The sequence below is a fragment of the Janthinobacterium sp. FW305-129 genome, assembly GCF_020858115.1.
Classification (GTDB): domain Bacteria; phylum Pseudomonadota; class Gammaproteobacteria; order Burkholderiales; family Burkholderiaceae_D; genus Janthinobacterium.
Genome location: NZ_JACYMM010000007.1, coordinates 260,704 through 277,219 on the forward strand (window position 1 = coordinate 260,704; position 16,516 = coordinate 277,219).

18 protein-coding genes and 1 tRNA gene are annotated in these 16,516 nt (G+C 65.4%); 7 read left to right on the forward strand and 12 right to left on the reverse strand.

Annotated features, from left to right (window positions below):
* Positions 1–66: 66 nt before the first annotated feature.
* From fdhE to IGS61_RS16415, 5 genes are all read left to right on the forward strand, one after another.
* Positions 67–1,128 carry a formate dehydrogenase accessory protein FdhE gene (gene fdhE / locus IGS61_RS16395; protein ID WP_230540645.1) on the forward strand — a complete coding sequence of 354 codons (1,062 nt, stop codon included), beginning with the start codon at positions 67–69 and terminating at the stop codon, positions 1,126–1,128.
* A complete protein-coding gene (gene selA / locus IGS61_RS16400) occupies positions 1,128–2,549 on the forward strand; it encodes an L-seryl-tRNA(Sec) selenium transferase (protein WP_230540646.1) in 1,422 nt (473 codons plus the stop codon). The genes fdhE and selA overlap by 1 nt, the downstream gene beginning before the upstream one ends.
* Positions 2,546–4,501: a selenocysteine-specific translation elongation factor gene (gene selB, locus IGS61_RS16405; RefSeq protein ID WP_230540647.1), complete on the forward strand. Its 1,956-nt coding sequence runs from the start codon at positions 2,546–2,548 to the stop codon at positions 4,499–4,501. The genes selA and selB overlap by 4 nt, the downstream gene beginning before the upstream one ends.
* Before the next feature lie 12 nt (positions 4,502–4,513).
* A tRNA-Sec gene (locus IGS61_RS16410) sits at positions 4,514–4,609 on the forward strand.
* Between the two features lie 173 nt (positions 4,610–4,782).
* Positions 4,783–5,496, forward strand: a complete 714-nt coding sequence (locus tag IGS61_RS16415) for a substrate-binding periplasmic protein (protein WP_230540648.1) — start codon at positions 4,783–4,785, stop codon at positions 5,494–5,496.
* Between the two features lie 14 nt (positions 5,497–5,510).
* Here IGS61_RS16415 and IGS61_RS16420 read toward each other — a convergent pair whose 3' ends face one another.
* The 7 genes from IGS61_RS16420 to fur all read right to left on the reverse strand — a co-directional run bounded on the left by IGS61_RS16420 (position 5,511) and on the right by fur (position 10,215).
* Positions 5,511–6,251 carry a GGDEF domain-containing protein gene (locus tag IGS61_RS16420; protein WP_230540649.1) on the reverse strand — a complete coding sequence of 247 codons (741 nt, stop codon included), beginning with the start codon at positions 6,249–6,251 and terminating at the stop codon, positions 5,511–5,513.
* Between the two features lie 3 nt (positions 6,252–6,254).
* The gene (locus tag IGS61_RS16425; RefSeq protein ID WP_230540650.1) at positions 6,255–6,653 is read right to left on the reverse strand and encodes a DUF1987 domain-containing protein; all 399 of its coding nucleotides are present in this window, start codon (positions 6,651–6,653) and stop codon (positions 6,255–6,257) included.
* Between the two features lie 22 nt (positions 6,654–6,675).
* Positions 6,676–7,233 (reverse strand): SiaB family protein kinase, encoded by a 558-nt coding sequence (locus IGS61_RS16430; protein WP_230540651.1) that lies wholly within the window; start codon positions 7,231–7,233, stop codon positions 6,676–6,678.
* Between the two features lie 64 nt (positions 7,234–7,297).
* Entirely contained in the window at positions 7,298–8,452 is a 1,155-nt protein-coding gene (locus tag IGS61_RS16435) for a SpoIIE family protein phosphatase (protein ID WP_230540743.1), read from the reverse strand.
* Between the two features lie 240 nt (positions 8,453–8,692).
* Positions 8,693–9,283: an NAD(P)H-dependent oxidoreductase gene (locus IGS61_RS16440; protein WP_230540652.1), complete on the reverse strand. Its 591-nt coding sequence runs from the start codon at positions 9,281–9,283 to the stop codon at positions 8,693–8,695.
* A gap of 59 nt (positions 9,284–9,342) precedes the next feature.
* The gene (locus IGS61_RS16445) at positions 9,343–9,708 is read right to left on the reverse strand and encodes a MerR family transcriptional regulator (RefSeq protein WP_230540653.1); all 366 of its coding nucleotides are present in this window, start codon (positions 9,706–9,708) and stop codon (positions 9,343–9,345) included.
* 69 nt (positions 9,709–9,777) lie between these two features.
* Positions 9,778–10,215: a ferric iron uptake transcriptional regulator gene (gene fur, locus IGS61_RS16450; protein WP_076566678.1), complete on the reverse strand. Its 438-nt coding sequence runs from the start codon at positions 10,213–10,215 to the stop codon at positions 9,778–9,780.
* A gap of 251 nt (positions 10,216–10,466) precedes the next feature.
* Here fur and IGS61_RS16455 point away from each other — a divergent pair, with 251 nt between their 5' ends.
* Positions 10,467–11,363, forward strand: a complete 897-nt coding sequence (locus IGS61_RS16455) for a LysR family transcriptional regulator (RefSeq protein ID WP_230540654.1) — start codon at positions 10,467–10,469, stop codon at positions 11,361–11,363.
* A 149-nt stretch (positions 11,364–11,512) separates the two neighbouring features.
* Positions 11,513–12,127, forward strand: coding sequence for an OmpW/AlkL family protein (locus IGS61_RS16460; protein WP_230540655.1), 615 nt, complete (start codon positions 11,513–11,515; stop codon positions 12,125–12,127).
* Between the two features lie 82 nt (positions 12,128–12,209).
* Here IGS61_RS16460 and IGS61_RS16465 read toward each other — a convergent pair whose 3' ends face one another.
* The 5 genes from IGS61_RS16465 to IGS61_RS16490 form a co-directional block, all read right to left on the reverse strand.
* Positions 12,210–13,037, reverse strand: coding sequence for a MetQ/NlpA family ABC transporter substrate-binding protein (locus tag IGS61_RS16465; RefSeq protein ID WP_230540656.1), 828 nt, complete (start codon positions 13,035–13,037; stop codon positions 12,210–12,212).
* A gap of 25 nt (positions 13,038–13,062) precedes the next feature.
* Positions 13,063–13,737 carry a methionine ABC transporter permease gene (locus tag IGS61_RS16470; protein WP_046683994.1) on the reverse strand — a complete coding sequence of 225 codons (675 nt, stop codon included), beginning with the start codon at positions 13,735–13,737 and terminating at the stop codon, positions 13,063–13,065.
* The gene (locus IGS61_RS16475; RefSeq protein ID WP_230540657.1) at positions 13,730–14,539 is read right to left on the reverse strand and encodes a methionine ABC transporter ATP-binding protein; all 810 of its coding nucleotides are present in this window, start codon (positions 14,537–14,539) and stop codon (positions 13,730–13,732) included. Before IGS61_RS16475 ends, IGS61_RS16470 begins: the two co-directional genes overlap by 8 nt.
* A gap of 185 nt (positions 14,540–14,724) precedes the next feature.
* Positions 14,725–15,858, reverse strand: coding sequence for a TonB family protein (locus tag IGS61_RS28020; protein ID WP_442908074.1), 1,134 nt, complete (start codon positions 15,856–15,858; stop codon positions 14,725–14,727).
* A gap of 11 nt (positions 15,859–15,869) precedes the next feature.
* The gene (locus tag IGS61_RS16490) at positions 15,870–16,490 is read right to left on the reverse strand and encodes a biliverdin-producing heme oxygenase (RefSeq protein WP_230540658.1); all 621 of its coding nucleotides are present in this window, start codon (positions 16,488–16,490) and stop codon (positions 15,870–15,872) included.
* Positions 16,491–16,516 lie beyond the last annotated feature (26 nt).

Genomic DNA, 16,516 nt, shown 5'->3' on the forward strand with positions numbered 1-16,516 from the left:
GGCCGGTCCCACAGGATCGGCCCCTTTCTCTTTATCGATTAAAATACTTTTACATCCCCTTTCTTGATGGGAACTCCATTGGTACAACGCATTCTTCAGCCAGGCGAAATCGAAGGCCTGGACCACAACGCGATTCCGCGCCTGCTGCTGCCGCAGCCTGACAGCCTGTTTACGGCGCGCGCCTTGCGCTTGCGCGAATTGGCGCAAGGCAATATCAAGGGCATCCCCGTCGACGCGGGCATGCAGGGCTACCTGGTGCTGATGGCCGCGCTGGCCGATGCGCAGGCCGCCGTGGTAGCCAAACTGGCGCCCGGCGCCGTGCCGGCCGCCGATCCCGACGCGCTGCGCCGCGCGGTCCAGCACCGCATGCCCGTGCTGCCCGTCAGCGGCGCCCGTCCGCCCGTCTGGCGCGACATCTTTGCCAGCCTGCTCGATGAACTGGCCGCCACGGCCGCACGCCAGCCGGCCCTGTCCGGCGGCCTGACGCAAGTGCTGGCACAGCTGCGCGCGCTCGACGCGGCCGCGCTGGACGCCTGCGCCGATGCCGTGCTCGATGAAAACGGCGACAACCTCAATCCCATGCACGCGCCGTTCGTCGCGGCCGCGCTGCAAATTTTATGGTCGGTGTCGGCCAGCGAACTGCGCGCCGCGCGCGTGCCGGACCTGGAAACGGGCACCCTGTGCCCCGTCTGCGGTTCGCACCCCGTCGCCAGCGTGATCCGCATCGGCGGCCAGTCGCAGGGCTACCGCTACCTGCACTGCGGCATTTGCGAAAGTGAATGGCATATGGTGCGCGTAAAATGTTCGACCTGCGAACAGAATGGCAAGATCGCCTACCAGGGCCTCGATGCGGCCGATGCCGCGCCGTTCGACCCGGTGACGGCCAAGGACGAGAAATTGCCGAACAAGGCCAACGATCCGAAGAAGGTGGCGCGCGCGGAAACCTGCGACGATTGCCATACCTATCGAAAAGTCTTCAACCAGGAACACGATTACAACGTCGAGCCCCTGGCCGACGACCTGGCCAGCCTGATGCTCGACCTGCTGGTGGGCGAAGCGGGCTACCAGCGCGCCAGCGGCAATCCGCTGCTGTGGCTGGGGAAGAGCGAACCCCAGGGCGCAGCCTGATGAAGACAGAGCAGACCGTGCGCCTGCCGTCGGTGGACCGCATCCTGGGCGACGGGGATTGCCTGGCCCTGATCGCCGAATACGGCCGCGTGCAGACCCTGGACTGCGCGCGCGCCGTGCTGGCCGAATTGCGCACGGCCATGCTGGCCGGGGCGGGTTTTGGTAACTTCGGCGAGGAGGGCGCATCGATTGTCGCCATCGTCGCGCAAATGGGCGAGCGTCTGCAGGCGCAGTCGCGCCCGCAGCTGCGCGCCGTGTTCAACCTGACGGGCACCGTGCTGCACACGAATCTGGGCCGCGCGCTGCTGCCCGACGCCGCCGTGCAAGCCGTGGTGGAAGCGCTGCAGTGGCCGATGAACCTGGAATTCGACCTGGAAACGGGCAAGCGGGGCGACCGCGACGACCTGGTCGAGGAACTGCTGCGCGAACTGACGGGGGCCGAAGCGGCCACCATCGTCAACAACAACGCGGCCGCCGTGCTGCTGATGCTGAACACTCTGGCACAGAATAAAGAGGTCGTCGTCTCGCGCGGCGAGCTGGTGGAAATCGGCGGCGCCTTCCGCATCCCCGACGTGATGACGCGCGCGGGCGCCGTGCTGCGCGAAGTGGGCAGCACCAACCGCACGCACCTGGCCGATTACGCGAACGGGATCAACGAGCACACAAGCCTGCTGATGAAGGTCCATTGCAGCAATTACGCGATTACGGGTTTCACGAAAAGCGTGGAGCTGGACGAACTGGTGCCGCTGGCGGCACAGCATGGCGTGCCGACGGCCGTGGACCTGGGCAGCGGCACCCTCGTTGATCTGGCGCAATACGGGCTGCCGCATGAAACGACGGTGCGCGAAACCATCGCGGCCGGCGCCGACCTGGTGACCTTCAGCGGCGACAAATTGCTCGGTGGTCCGCAGTGCGGCGTCATCGTCGGCCGCGCCGACCTGATCGCCAGGATCAAGCGCAACCCATTGAAACGCGCGCTGAGGGTCGGCAAGCTGACATTGGCCGCATTGGCTCCCGTGCTGCAGCTGTACCGCGCGCCCGACTTGCTGGCCGACCGTTTGACCACCTTGCGCCTGTTGACGCGCCCGGCCGCCGCCATGCGCGCGCAGGCCGAGCAACTGCTGCCGCAGTTGCAGCAGGTGCTGGGAAAATCGTACGCCGTCACGGCTGAAGCCATGAAAAGCCAGATCGGCAGCGGCGCCTTGCCCGTCGACCAGCTGCCCAGCTTTGGCCTGGCCATCCGCAGCGCCCCTGGCGCGCGCCTGAGCAATCCATTGGGAGCGCTGGAACAGCGCCTGCGCGCCTTGCCGCGGCCCGTGATCGGCCGTATCGGCCAGGATACGCTGTGGCTGGACCTGCGCTGCCTGGAAGCGGCGCACGAAACGGCCTTCATCGCGCAGCTGGCCGGGTTGACGGCATGATCGTCGGCACGGCAGGCCATATCGACCATGGCAAGACGACACTCACGCGCGCGCTGACGGGCGTGCACACGGACCGCCTGAAGGAAGAGCAGGCGCGCGGCATCTCGATAGAACTCGGCTACGCCTATCTGCCGCTGGCGGACGGCACGGTGCTGGGCGTGATCGACGTGCCGGGACACGAAAAATTCATCCGCACCATGGCGTCCGGCGTGACGGGCATCGACTTCGCCCTGCTCGTGGTGGCGGCCGACGACGGCGTCATGCCGCAGACGCACGAGCACCTGGCGATTCTGCAGCTGCTGGGCGTGACGCGGGGCGCCGTGGCGCTGACCAAGGTCGACCGCGCCGATAGCGCCCGCGTGGCGCAGGTGGAAGCGGACATCGAGGCGCTGCTGGCCGGCACGCCGCTGGCGGGCAGCCCGATCTTTCCGACGGCCGCCAATCGCGACAGCGATCCCGGTGTGGCCGCCCTGCTGGCGCACCTGACGCAGGTGGCGCGCAGCCTGCCGCAACGCGACGAGCGGCGCTTGTTCCGCCTGGGCGTGGACCGCGTGTTCACCTTGCCGGGGCAGGGCACCATCGTCACCGGCACGGCGTTGGCCGGCATGGCCACGGTGGGGGACAGCCTGCAACTGGCGCCCGGCGGCGCGCCGGCGCGCGTGCGCAGCATCCATGCGCAAAACCGCGCGGCCGAGACGGGCATGGCGGGCCAGCGCCTGGCGCTGAACCTGGCCGGCATCGACCGCGAAGGCATCGAGCGGGGCAACTGGATCGTCGCGCCCGCGCTGGCGCAGTGCTCCGAGCGCCTCGACGTGGAACTGACCCTGCTGCCCGACGCGGGCGTGCAGCTGAAAGCCTGGTCGCCGCTGCACGTGCACCTGGGCGCGGCGCACCAGCTGGCGCGCGCCGTCATGCTCGATGGCGAGACCCTGTCGCCGGGGCAGACGGGCAGGGTACAGCTGGTGTTCGAGGCGCCCATGCACGGCGTGCCGGGCGACCGCTTCGTCGTGCGCAATGCGCAAGCGACGCAGACGGTGGGCGGCGGCATGGTGCTCGATCCCTTTGGCCCCGCGCGCAAGCGGCGCAGCCCGGCCAGGCTGGCGTGGCTCGATGCGCTGGCGGCGTTTGTCGCGCACGGCGACATCGGCGCCCTGCTGGCGCAAAGCCCGCTGGGCTTGCGCGAGTCGCTGCTGGTGCGCCTGTCGCTGCTGCCGGCGGCAGCCATCACCTTGCCGCCCGAGACGCGGCGCATCGCCCTGCGCGGCGACGACGCCCTGCTGCTGGCGCCGGCGGCCTTGCTGGCGCTGGAAGAGCGATTGCTGGCGGCCCTGGCAGCGTTCCACGCCCGTGCGCCGGACGAGGCGGGCCCCGAGCTGTGGCGCCTGAAGCGCATCGTCGACGCGGAGATGGAAGACGCGCTGTGGAGCCATCTGGTCGATGGCTTGCTGGCGCAGGGCAGCGTGCAGGCGCGCGGCGCCAGCCTGCATCTGCCGACGCACAGCGTGGAACTGACGCCGCAGGAACAGGCGGTGGCCGAGCCGCTGCTGGCGGCGCTGGAACAGGGGCGCTTCGATCCGCCCTGGACGCGCGACCTGGCACGCGACTTCGGCCTGGCCGAGGACGAGACGCGCAGGCTGTTGCGTAAACTGGCGAAAGCGGGCCAGATCAGCCAGGTGGTGCACGACCTGTTTTATCACCCGGCCGCGCTGGCCGGGCTGGCGCAGCTGGTGCGGGACCTGGCGCAAAAAGCCGAAGAGGAAGCAAGCCTTGCGCCCGGTTCCGGCGCCGTCAGCGCGGCCGTGTTCCGCGATGCGAGCGGCCTGGGGCGCAAGCGGGCGATCCAGGTTCTGGAGTTCTTCGACCGCGTCGGTTATACTCGCCGTGTTGGCAATGGGCATTTGTTGCGCCCGCAAGCATTGTGGTCCTACAGCGCCGCCTTGCCCAACAGTTAGCTCTGGCACCGCGGAAAGCACACTCATCCGGTGATGTGGCCGGGCTTCAAACCCGGTGGAGGGCGTCAGACGTTCTCCCGTAGGTTCGACTCCTACTGTTTTCCGCCAGTTATTTTTCTCGCCATTTTCCCCTCGCATGTTCGTTCCCAGCGTTGGCCCTGAGCCACGTTACGGAAAAATAATGGTTTATTTGGCAACCTTTGGCGATGGCCGGTGGGGGCCGATGTTACCATCCTGCAGGTGGCAGGGGCGCGTATTCCCTGTGGTAGAAGAAGGCAAGCATGAAACAAGCAAGCATGGCATGGCTGCTGGCAGTGGCGCTGCTGATGCCGGTGCTGGCCGTGGCGGCCGGCCTGCGCATCGTCGGCGAGCATTTGCCGCCATCGAGCATGATGGAAGGCAATGTCGTCGTGGGACGTGAAACGCTGAAGGTGCGCGAGATCATGGCGCGCGCCGGCATCGGCTATACGATGGAACTGCTGCCGTGGAAACGCGCGTATGCGCAGGCGTTGCGCGAGCCTGATACCTGCATCTTTTCCACCACGCGCACGCAAGAGCGCGAAGCGCAGTTTCGCTGGATCGGCCCCTTGAATGAAGCGGAATGGATACTGTATGGCCTGGCCGAGCGGCATCTGGCGCTGCGCACCCTGGCCGATGCGCGCGGCCTGGTGATCGGCACGGTGCTGGGCGACGCGCGCGACGACTACCTGCGCCAGCACGGCATGAACGTGGCGCCCGTCACGCAGGAGTGGCTCAATCCGCAAAAGCTGCTGCTGGGGCGCATCGACCTGTGGGCTGTCGGCCTGGCGGTGGGCAGCAAGCCTTTCGTCGGCAAGGAGTGGGAGGGCAAGGTGGTGCCGCTGCTGACTTTTAACCGCGTGCAGACTTACCTGGCCTGCAACCTCAAGGTGCCCGAGGCGCAGGTGGCGGCCATGCAGCGCGCGGCAGCCGCCATGCGCCGCGATGGCAGCATGGCGCGCGAGCATATTCGCTGATTCATTGCGCTGATTCAGCTCTCCAGCCACTGGCGCACGCAGTTGCGTCCTTCGCGCTTGGCCTGGTACAGGGCCTGGTCGGCATGGCTGTAGGCCGTCTCGAAGGCCGTGCCGGCGCGGTTCCAGCTCAGGCCCACGCTGACGGTGATGGCGCGCGTGATGGGCGCCGCATGGCGCTGGCGGCCGACCGTCTCGCAGATGCGCTGCGCCACTTGCGCCGCGTCGTCGCGCGAGGAGGTGGGCCAGACCACGGAAAACTCTTCGCCGCCGACCCGGCCGATGGCCGTTTCCTGTCCCAACAACCCTTTTAAACAGTCCACCACGGCCTGGATCACGCCGTCGCCGGCCGGGTGGCCGAAGTCGTCGTTGACCTGCTTGAACAGGTCGATGTCGAGCACGATCAGGGCCATGTCGCCCTGCGCCAGGCAGCGCGACGCGTGGTCGATCACGGCGCCGCGGTTCAGGGCGCCCGTCAGCGGATCGTGCGTGGCGCGGTATTCGAGCTGGCCGGCCAGCGTCTGCAACTGCCGGTTCAGCAGATGCATGTCGCGTTCGGCGCGGTCGCTGCGGCCGATCAGCCGGCGCGTTTCGCGCATCAGCCGCTCGTAGTGAACGATCAGCTCACCGAGCACGCGGCGCTGCGCCTCGCCGCTGGCGTGAAGGTCGGCGTGCATGCGGCGCGCGGCAGCCAGCGCGGCCGCTTCCACGGTGAACAGGTCGGGTTCCAGTCCGGACTCGGAGAGGGCGGCGTGCATGTCCTAGCTGCCCTGCACGGGATGGTCGTGGAAGTCGAGCGCCGTGAAGTCCTGCTGCAGCTCCTGGCCGAATTCCAGGATGGTGTCGTCATCCTCGTCGTGATACCAGTTCAGGCGCACCTGGTTGCCGTCCGCGGCCGCCTGGTTCAGGGTGTCGAACAGGGTAAACAGCATCTTCGTGCTGGAGCTGTTGAAGTAGGCCAGCGAGACGTTGACGGTGATGGCCGCTTCGTTGCAGCCAGCCAGGTAGGCGCGCACCGCGGCGATCAGCGGGCCATAGAAGGCGGCCGCGTTTTCCGGGTACGACTCGCCCTTGATCGACAGGGTGTGCTGCTCGAAACGGAAGTCGATTTCGGGCGAACTCGGGGTCGCGGCGATGAACAGTGGTGACGGTAATTGCATATGCTTTCCTGAGTCGGCTCTTTCAAATGATGGCTTTGATGCAGAAGATGGTGTGGCCAGGCTCCTGTGGATCCTGGACGAATTCGAATTCCAGCGGTTCGCTGGCGTCGCGTGCCATGGTGAGGAACCCCAGGCCCGCGCCCTTGCTGTCGGACGGCGCTTCCTCGCGCAGGGCCTTCTTGTAGGCGAGGCGGATTTCGTCCATCGTCATGGTGTGCAGCGGTTCCAGGCGGGCGCGGATCTGCGCCACGTTGTCCGTCGAGACGGGGTTGGCGCACAGCAGAAAAAAGCTGTCGCCGCGCGTGCCGATGCAGAACGAGCCGCGCCGCATCTGCTGGTCCAGCTGCGCATCGGGCGTCAGGCTGTCGGCCGAATAATGCATGATGTTTTGCGACATCTCAATGAACGAGGAAAAAATGCGCCGCCGCGTGGGCCCGGCCGCGCCGGCCGTATCGAGGCGCGCCTTGATGGTCTCGGAAATGGCGCTGACCACGTGCTGCGAGAAATAGCCCACGTAAAAAAAGATGATGTTGCGCTTGCGCGCCACGTCCCAAAACTCGTTGAATTCTTCGTACAGCACGTGCGTGCTCCTGGCTAGCCGGTGACCCGGTTTCTTGTTGATAAGGTGGCTCGATGGCGCCCGACTACAGGCGAAAACAGAAAAAGGTCAGGTCGTCGCGGCGCGGCTGTTTTCCCTGCCATGCCGCGCTGTCCCGCAGCAGCGCGGCCGCCACGTCGCCGGCGGGAGCGTCGCGCCGCGCCAGCAGCTGCTCGCGCATGCGCCGCTTGCCGTAGGCGATGTCGCGTGCGCCGCCGATCTGGTCGAGCAAGCCGTCGGTGGTGAGGAACAGCAGGCTGCCGGCGGGGATGGCCAGCGTCTCGTTGTGCCAGCAGTAGCCGGCCGGCGTGTCGACGTAGCCCACGCCCATGCGCGCGCCATCGATGGCGCGCACGGCCTCTTCGCCGGGCGCCACCACGTACAGCGCCAGTTTCGCCCCCGCGAAACGCAGGCTGGCGCTGGCCGTGTCGTAGGCGAGGAAGGCGCAATCCATGCCGTCGTTCGAGCCGGCATGGCCGGCGTGGCCGCTGCTGGCGCCATCCTGCCCCAGCAAGGTCTTGATGGCGCGGCTGACGGCGCCGATCAGGGCGGCCGGATCGCGCGGCCCCAGTTCGCGCAGTGCCTGGCTCAGGGCCGACGAGGCGATCAGGGTCATGAAGGCGCCCGGCACGCCGTGGCCGGTGCAGTCGGCGATGGCGGCAAACCAGCCGCCCGCGTGGCGCTCGAAGAAGTAAAAATCGCCGCCGACGACGTCGCGCGGCTGCCATTCCAGGTACGCGTCGGGCAGGGTGGCGCGCAATTCCGCATCGGAGGTGCGCAGCCGGGCGCGCTGGATCACGCTGGCGTAATCGATGCTGTGCATGATCTGCCGGTTCTTTTCCGCCTGCATGGTGGCGACCACGTTCATCAGCTGCAAGCCGAAGCCCACGCCGGCCAGCGCGCCATCCTCGGTGATGATGAAGCCGTCGGCCAGCGCCTTCTCGCCCGCTTCCACGGCGCGGAAGGTGAGGTCTTCGATGCTCATGGCGCCGTCGACGATCAGCGGTTCCTTGTCCATGAAGGCAATGCAGCTCTTCTTGCCGTACACCTCGTGATAGAAGGGCTTGGACATCTGCGACATGAAGATATTGCGGCTGATCAAGCCGATGGGCTTTTGCTGTTCCGTGACGGGCAAGCTCATCATGTCGCGCCGCTCCGTGAACAGTTCCAGCACGGCGAAATTGCTGGCGTCGGCCTGCACGGATTCCGTGGGAATGCACAGGTCAGACGCCACGGACGTGCGATAACGGGGAAGATGCAATCGAGAAGCGTTGAACTCCACAGCGGCTACCTTTACATGACGATCGGACCCTTGTTGTCGCGAGAGCAAGGCGACTGACAAACAGGCAATACCATCATGGTAGCCGCTGAATATGACGGCTTGATTACCGGCTTGTCAAAACCGTATGCAAGATGGCTGCAAGGCAATCCATTGCCGGACCTACAGGCGCCGCGCCAGCGCCTGCGCCTGTTCCAGCCAGCGCGTGCGCTGCGCTTCGGTGGAATCGATCATGGGGCCGAAACTGGCCACCTTGACGGGCTTGACGCCGCAAAATTCCAGGGTCGTCTTGCGCAGCTGGTGGATGCCGGGCATGTGGTAGACCCAGCGGAAGTACCAGGGCGGCGTATCCATCGCCACCAGCAGCTGCGCCGTGCGGCCCTTCAGCAGCTGCGCCGGGAAAGCCTTGCCGGGGCGATATTTGAAGGCAAAGCCGGGCAGGAAGATGCGGTCGACGAAACCTTTCAGCAGGGCCGGCGCGCCGCCCCACCAGATCGGGTAGGCGAACACCAGGTGTTCTGCCCAGCTGATGGCTTCCTGCGCGGCCAGCAAGTCCGGCTCCAGCGGCTGCACCTGGCGGTAGCCTTCATGCAGGTTCTGGTCGAAGTCCAGCTGGCCCAGGCGCAGCTCGCGCACGCTGTGGCCTGCGCTGCGGGCGGTGGCGGCGTAGGCCTCGGCCAGGGCGGCGCAAAAGCTGTCGCTGGACGGATGGCCGAGGAGAATTAAAATGCGCTTCGGTGTAATTTTGCTCATGCTGCAGGCTTTCCGTTAAAGAAGAGCTTGCATGCTAAAGCCTGCCCTTAGTGGCAGAGTCAAGCGGCCGCTTGAAGGTGCTGGCGCGCCAGGCAGTCGCGGATTTCCGCGTCGATGTCGGCCAATTGCGCATCGAGCTGGCGCAGGCGGGCGATATCCTGCCGCACTTGCGCGCGCTTGGCGCTGATGTGCTGCGACAGGGCGGCCCAGTCGGTCTCGTCGCCGGCCAGCAGGGGCAGCAGTTCGGCCAGGCGGAAGCCCAGCGCCTGCGCCTGGCGTATCAGTTTGACTTGCGCCAGGTCCTGCTGCGTGTAGACGCGGTAGGCGCCGGAGCGGCGCACGTCGCCCAGCAAGCCCAGCGCCTCATAGTGGCGCAGGGCCTTGGGCGAGGTGCCCGCCAGGCGGGCGATTTCTCCGATGTACATGGGTGATCCTTTCTCAAGCGTGAGCGAATCTTACCGCAAGGCAGCAGCGCCCAGGCGGCCCAGGCACCTTCAGGCCCGGCGCGGCGGGATTTTCTTCGCCGTGCACTCGGCGCAGGTGCCGTACAGCGACAGCGCGTGCTCGTGCAGCACGAAACCCCGCTCGGCGGCGATCTCGTTCTGGCGCAGCTCGATGCCTTCGTCGACGAATTCATCGACCTTGCCGCAGCCCGTGCAGACCAGGTGGTCGTGGTGCTGGCCTTCGTTCAGCTCGAAGACGGCATGGCCCGATTCGAAGTGCCGGCGAAACAGAATGCCCGCTTCGGCAAACTGCATCAGCACGCGGTAGATGGTGGCCAGGCCCACGTCGATCTTTTCAGCCAGCAAGAGTTTATACACGTCGTCCGCACTCAGGTGCTTGATGCCGCCTTCTTGAAACAGCTGCAGAATCCGTAAGCGGGGGATGGTCACTTTCAAGCCCGATTCACGCAGTTCCCTCAATATATCCATGTCTCCCATTCCTTTTATTATCGCCTGAGCGAGCGCTTAAGCGTGAACCTGCATTATATCGCAAATGATAATCATTACCATTCTCATGTGCGTGCAGGAGTTAGTATGCTGCGCGGGCCGGCGGCAATCCAGTGACATCGGCGCAAGTGGCGATTGCGTGGCGGACAACTTCTGCCTGCGTTGTCGTTAACGATGGAAAAATGGCGCCGGGATCGATACACTGTCCAGCAGGCAATAACAATGGAGGGGCCATGGACCGATTCGATGCGATGCGCATCTTTACGCGCATCGTCGAGCTGCGCAGTTTCACGCAGGCGGCGCATGACCTTGGCTATCCGAAGGCGACCGTCACGCATGCGATCAAGCAGCTCGAAGCGCGGTTGCGCGTGCGCCTGCTGCAGCGGACCACGCGGCAAGTGACGCCCACGCCCGATGGCGAGGCGTATTACCAGCGCTGCGCGCGCCTGCTGGCCGACCTGGAAGAAACGGAAGCCGTGTTCAGTTCGGCGGCGCAGCAGCCGGCCGGCAAGCTGCGCATCGACCTGCACGCGACCCTGGCCATGCATTTCGTCATGCCCGTGCTGGACCGGTTCTGCGCCCGCTACCCGCTGATCGAACTGGAAATCGGCATGGGCGACCGCCTCGTCGACCTGGTGCGCGAAGGCGTCGATTGCGTGCTGCGCGTGGGAGAGCCCGGCGACTCGTCCATGGTGGCGCGCCGGGTCGCGCTGCTGGAGCAAATGACGTGCGCCAGCCCCGCCTACCTGGCCGCGCACGGCACGCCCGAGAATCTGGCGCAGCTGGCGGGCCACCGCGCCGTGAATTTCTTTTCCGCCCGGACGGGCAAGGTCTGGCCCTTCGATTTCAAGGTGGACGGCCAGCGCCACAGCGTGGCCTTGCCGGGCACCGTGTCCGTCAATAATGCGGACGCGTATCACGCCTGCTGCCGCGCGGGCCTGGGCTTGATCCAGGCGCCCCGCTACCACCTGGAACGGGCGCTGGCGGCCGGCGAACTGGTGGAAGTACTGGCGCACCTGCGGCCCGACCCCTTGCCCGTGTCCGTGCTGTATCCCCATCACCGGCAATTGTCGCCGCGCGTGCGCGTGTTTGCCGACTGGGTCGCCGGCCTGTTTGCCGAGGCGGCTTGATTTTGCAATGCCGCATTTTCTTGACCTGGGCAAAGAAAAAAATCCCTCTTTTGATGCCATCTAGCACTATTTGATGTGGATCAAAGTTTTTGTTGCACTGCACTCTTAGACTTCGCAGCGTTACTTAACGACAAAAAGAGGGAACTAGAATGAAGAAGTCCGCAACTGCAGCAGCAATCGTTTTGGCCGCCATCGGCGCATTCGCCGGCAATGCAATGGCGCAGGAAAGCCCATGGCTGGTGCGTGCGCGTGCCGTGCATATCGATCCGGCCGATAAGTCTACCCCTGTTGGTGGTACCGGCGCATCCGACCGCTTGACGGTCAGCAGCAAGACGATTCCTGAAATCGATATTTCGTATTTCTTTACCCCCAACATCGCTGCCGAGCTGATCCTGACCTACCCGCAAAAGCATGACGTCAAGCTCGATGGCGGCAAGGCCGGTACCTTCAAGCACCTGCCGCCGACCCTGTCGCTGCAATACCACTTCATGCCTGAAAAACAGTTCAGCCCTTACGTGGGTGCTGGCGTGAACTACACGAATATCTCGGATGTCAAAATTCCTGGCCTGCGTCTGGAACACGACAGCTGGGGCTTCGCGCTGCAAGCCGGTGTCGACTACAAGCTGGACAAAAACTGGTCCTTGAACTTCGACATCAAGAAAGTGCAGATCCGCAGCGACGTGCTGACTGCTGCTGGCGCCAAGATCAGCGAAGTCAAGATCGATCCTATCCTGATCGGCGTCGGCGTCGGCTACCGCTTCTAAGCATGGCATGACAGCGTCCGCACGGCGCGGACAATAAAAAAGGACGGCCTTGGCCGTCCTTTTTACGTTTGGTGCACGCCGTTTATTTTTTCAGCGTCTTTTCCAGCGCCAGCTGGTAGTCCGTCTTTTCGTAGCCGGCCAGGTATTTGTTCGTCGCGTCGAGGAAGGCGCGCGAGCGGTAGGCCGCTTCCAGGTCCTTCACCCATGGCTTGGCCTTGTCGGCCGTGCGGATGGCGACCAGGTTGATGTAGCTGTCCGAGATCTTTTCCACGCTAAGGGCCGACGTCAGCTTCATGCCGGCGGCCAGCGCGAAGTTACCGTTCACAAAGGCGTAGTCGGCGTCCGCCAGCGAACGTGGCAGCTGCGCCGCTTCCAGCGGCACCAGTTTCAGTTTTTTTGGATTTTCCAGCACGTCGCGCTCGGACGCGCGCAGCGGATCGACGTTCGGTTTCAGCTTGATCCAGCCCATCTTGGCCAGCATCACCAGCGCGCGCGCCTGGTTGGTCGGGTCGTTCGGCATGGTGATGGTGGCGCCGTTCTTGACTTCCGCCAGGGTTTTCTGCTTGCCGCCGTACAGGCCGATCGGCATGGTCGGCACGGTGATCAATGCGCTCAATGGCAGCTTGTTATCGGTGGCGAACTTGGTCAGATACACGATGTGCTGGAACACGTTGGCGTCCAGCGAGCCTTCGGCCAGCGCGTAGTTCGGCTGCACGTAGTCGTTGAATTCGACGATCTTGACCTTGTAGCCCTGTTTTTCCAGGATGGGCTTGATGCCCAGCTTCAGCTGGTCCGAATACGGGCCGGAGCTGGTGCCGATGACGATTTCCTTCGGGTCCCTGGCGTGGGCGGCGGTGGCGAGGGTCAGGCTGGCGGCGGCCAGCAGCAGGGTGCGGCGAATGTGGTTCATGTAGGTCCTTGTTTCTGAATATAAATTAACGTTTGTCGAGGCGCTTGGCGATGCGCGTGCCGGCGAACTGGATGGTTTGCACCAGCACGATCAGGATGGCGACGGTGGCGACCATGATGTCCGTCTCGAAGCGGTAGTAGCCGTAGCGGATGGCCAGGTCGCCGATGCCGCCGCCGCCCACCACGCCGGCCACGGCCGAATACGACAGGAAGCTGATCGACAGCACGGTCAGGGCCAGCACCAGGCCGGAGCGCGCTTCCACCAGCAGCACGCGGAAGATGATCTGCATTTCCGAGGCGCCCATGGCGTGCGCCGCCTCGATCACGCCGCGCGGCACTTCGCGCAGGTTCTGTTCCACCAGGCGCGCCAGGTAGGGAATGGCGGCGAACGACAGCGGCACGCTGGCGGCCAGCGGGCCGATCGAGGTGCCGGCGATGATGCGCGTAAACGGCGTCAGGGCGACCAGCAGGATGATGAAGGGGAAGCTGCGCACGGTATTCACCAGCCAGCCGAGGATCGTCGACAGCGGACGGTTTTCCAGCGACTGGCCTTCCGAGACGAGGAACAGCAAAATGCCCAGCGGGCCGCCGATCAGGATGGCGGCCGTCAAGCCGATGCCCAGCATGGTCATGGTCTGGCCCAGCGCCACCCAGATTTCCGGCAGCAGGTTGATGACGTTATTGATCGATTCTTCAAACATGTGATGCATCCTTCCATGCGGTGGCTTCAAACGCCTCGGTGCCGTAGTAAGCCAGCTCGCGTCCCAGCGCCGTCTTGCGCGGGGTGGCTGTGTCGCTCAGGTCAAATTGTTCGGCGATGGCGCCGTTTTCCACGACGGCGACCCGGTTGCAGATGGCACCGAGCACCGACAGCTCATGGCTGACGATGACGATGGTCACGCCGAGGCGCGCATTGATGTCGCGCAAGGTGTCGAGCAGGGCGCGCGTCGTTTCCGCGTCCAGCGCGGACGTCGGCTCGTCGCACAGCAGCACGTCCGGGTGGCTGGCCAGGGCGCGGGCAATCGCCACGCGCTGCTTCTGCCCGCCGGACAATTGCGCCGGATAGCTGTGCAGCTTGTCGGACAGGCCGACGAGCGCCAGGCATTCCTCGACGCGGGCGGCGATCTGCTCGCCCTTGGTCGTGCCATGGATTTTCAGGGGGAAGGCGACGTTGTCGAACACGCTGGCGTTTTGCAGCAGATTGAATTGCTGGAAAATCATGCCGATGTTCTGGCGCGCGTCGCGCAGTTCGCTCTTGCCCAGGCGCGTCAGTTCGCGTCCGGCCACGGTAATGGTGCCGCTGTCGGGGCGCTCGAGCAGGTTAATCAGGCGCAGCAAGGTCGATTTGCCGGCGCCGCTCTTGCCGATCAGGCCGAAAATATCACCGGGATAGACTTCCAGCGTGACCGATTTGACCGCGTGGAATTGTTCGCCCTTGGGCAGCGCGAAGGTCTTGTTCGCGCCATCGATGCGAATCACCGGCGTACGGTGTGGTGTGGTCATGCAGTGTTTCCTTTTTTATTGGACCGTGACAGGCTTGTTTGCAGGGGCCAAATCGCCCAGCCTGCTACGTCGGTTGCGTAGTATACCTCCGATCGTGTTATTACTCCTACGACAGAATCTTGCTTTGAATATGCAAATAATGTCTATATGGGTGTTTGGCGAGAGTAAACGCGGTTTTTTCGTGTTCAGCCGATGGAAAATTCGACGGGAATCGATAATTCCAGCGGGTCCGGCCGTTCCTTGGGAATGCGCGGCAGTGGCGCCGCCCGTTGCAAAGTGTCGAGCGCGGCCTGATCCAGCGCCGGGGAACCGGAACTGCGCTCGATGGCGGCCGCCAGCACCTGGCCATCGCGGTCGATGCGGCAGCGCAGATACACTACGCCCTGTTCCTGCTTCGCGCGCGACGCCGTCGGATAGCGGCGGAAGCGCTCCATGCGCGCCAAAACCTTGCCTTCCCAGCTCGATACGCCGCTGCGCAGCTCCTGTGGCGCGGGCGGCAGGGCAGGCGAGGGCGGCGCCGCCGCGACGGACGCCGTGGCCACCGGCGCCGGTGTCACGGGGGCAGGACGCACGTCGGCGACGGCCGCGATGGCCTCGGCTTGCGGCGGCATGGGCGCGGCATCCGGCTGCGGCAGCACGAATTGTTTGATTGCCGGCACTGCCTTTTTGGCAATGGCGCGCGATGGCGCGGCGGCCGCGCTGACCTGTTCAGCAAGATTCTGCTCCAAAGGGCGGGGCGGGGCGGCGGCAGGCAGGAACAGCAGCATGGCCGGCTGGGTGGAGTCGGGCGCGATGGCCAGCACGGGCGCCGCTGGCGCGCGGTGGTACACGGCCCATCCCAGCAGGGCGCCATGCATGGCGAAGACCGTGGCGATGGTCAGCGGCTTGTGCCAGTCCGGCGGCGGCGTCTTTTCTGGCGCCGGCGCCGGCCCCTCCGGGCGGCGCAGCAGGTAAATGATGACGGCAATTTCCAGCGTTGCCACGAGGACGATGACCCACCACGGCGGATGGCCGAGGCACATGGCGACAAAGCCGATGGCCATGCCCAGGCAAGCGAGGATCTTGCCGCGGCGCGACACGGCGCGGTGTTCGCGCCACTGGCGCAGCGGCGCGCCAAAGCGCGGATGGTGCAGCAGCCAGTGTTCCAGGCGCGGCGAGGCGCGGCTGAAGCAGGCCAGCGCCAGGATCAGGAAGATCGTCGTCGGCATGACGGGCAGCAGGGCGCCGATCACGCCCAGTGCCACCATCAGCATGCCGGCCGCCGTCCAGGCCCAGCGGCGCAGCCGTGCCGTGTGCGCTTCCGCGCTTGCCCGGGTCACTGGTTCCTCCATCAGGCGCAAGCCTCTACATGGCCGTGCATGCGCAAAAAGGCGGCGCGCGCGCCGTCGATCACGCGCGCTTCGCCGGCGTCATCGAGGGCGGCCGTATCGAGCACCGACGTAAACTCGCGCCAGTGGCGCGCGCGCCCGTCCGGGTGGCCGGCCAGGTGGCGCGCGCCGTGGTGTTCATCGAGGCCGATCTTGCCGGCCAGTTTATACAGGATGGCCGCGCCCAGCTTCGAGCCTTCGCTCACGTACAGCCAGCCCAGCGCCGTGGCCAGGTCCAGCTGCGCGTCGAACGGCGGCGTGGCCGCATCGGCCGGCAGGGCGGTGCCCAGGTCGCGCAGGTCGGCCGCGATGCTGGCGTAGCGGCGGCGCTGTTCCAGGTCCGGCAGCAGGGCGGCCAGCTGCGCGTTGTCGTACAGCGCGTCGACGTCGCGCAGGAACGCGTACTGCGCCTGCAGGAAGCGCGCGTAATTGTCGCGGCTGGAAAACGGCGCGCTGGCCATGATGCGCTGGTCCAGCAATTCGTGGGTGGCCATGGTGTCGGCTTTCAGGCGCTGGCTGCGGGTCGGGGCCGCGTTAATCGGAACGGCGTTCAAGGTGCTGGTGGTGTCGCTTGCTGCATGCATGGAATATCTGCTCTCTATTATAAGGA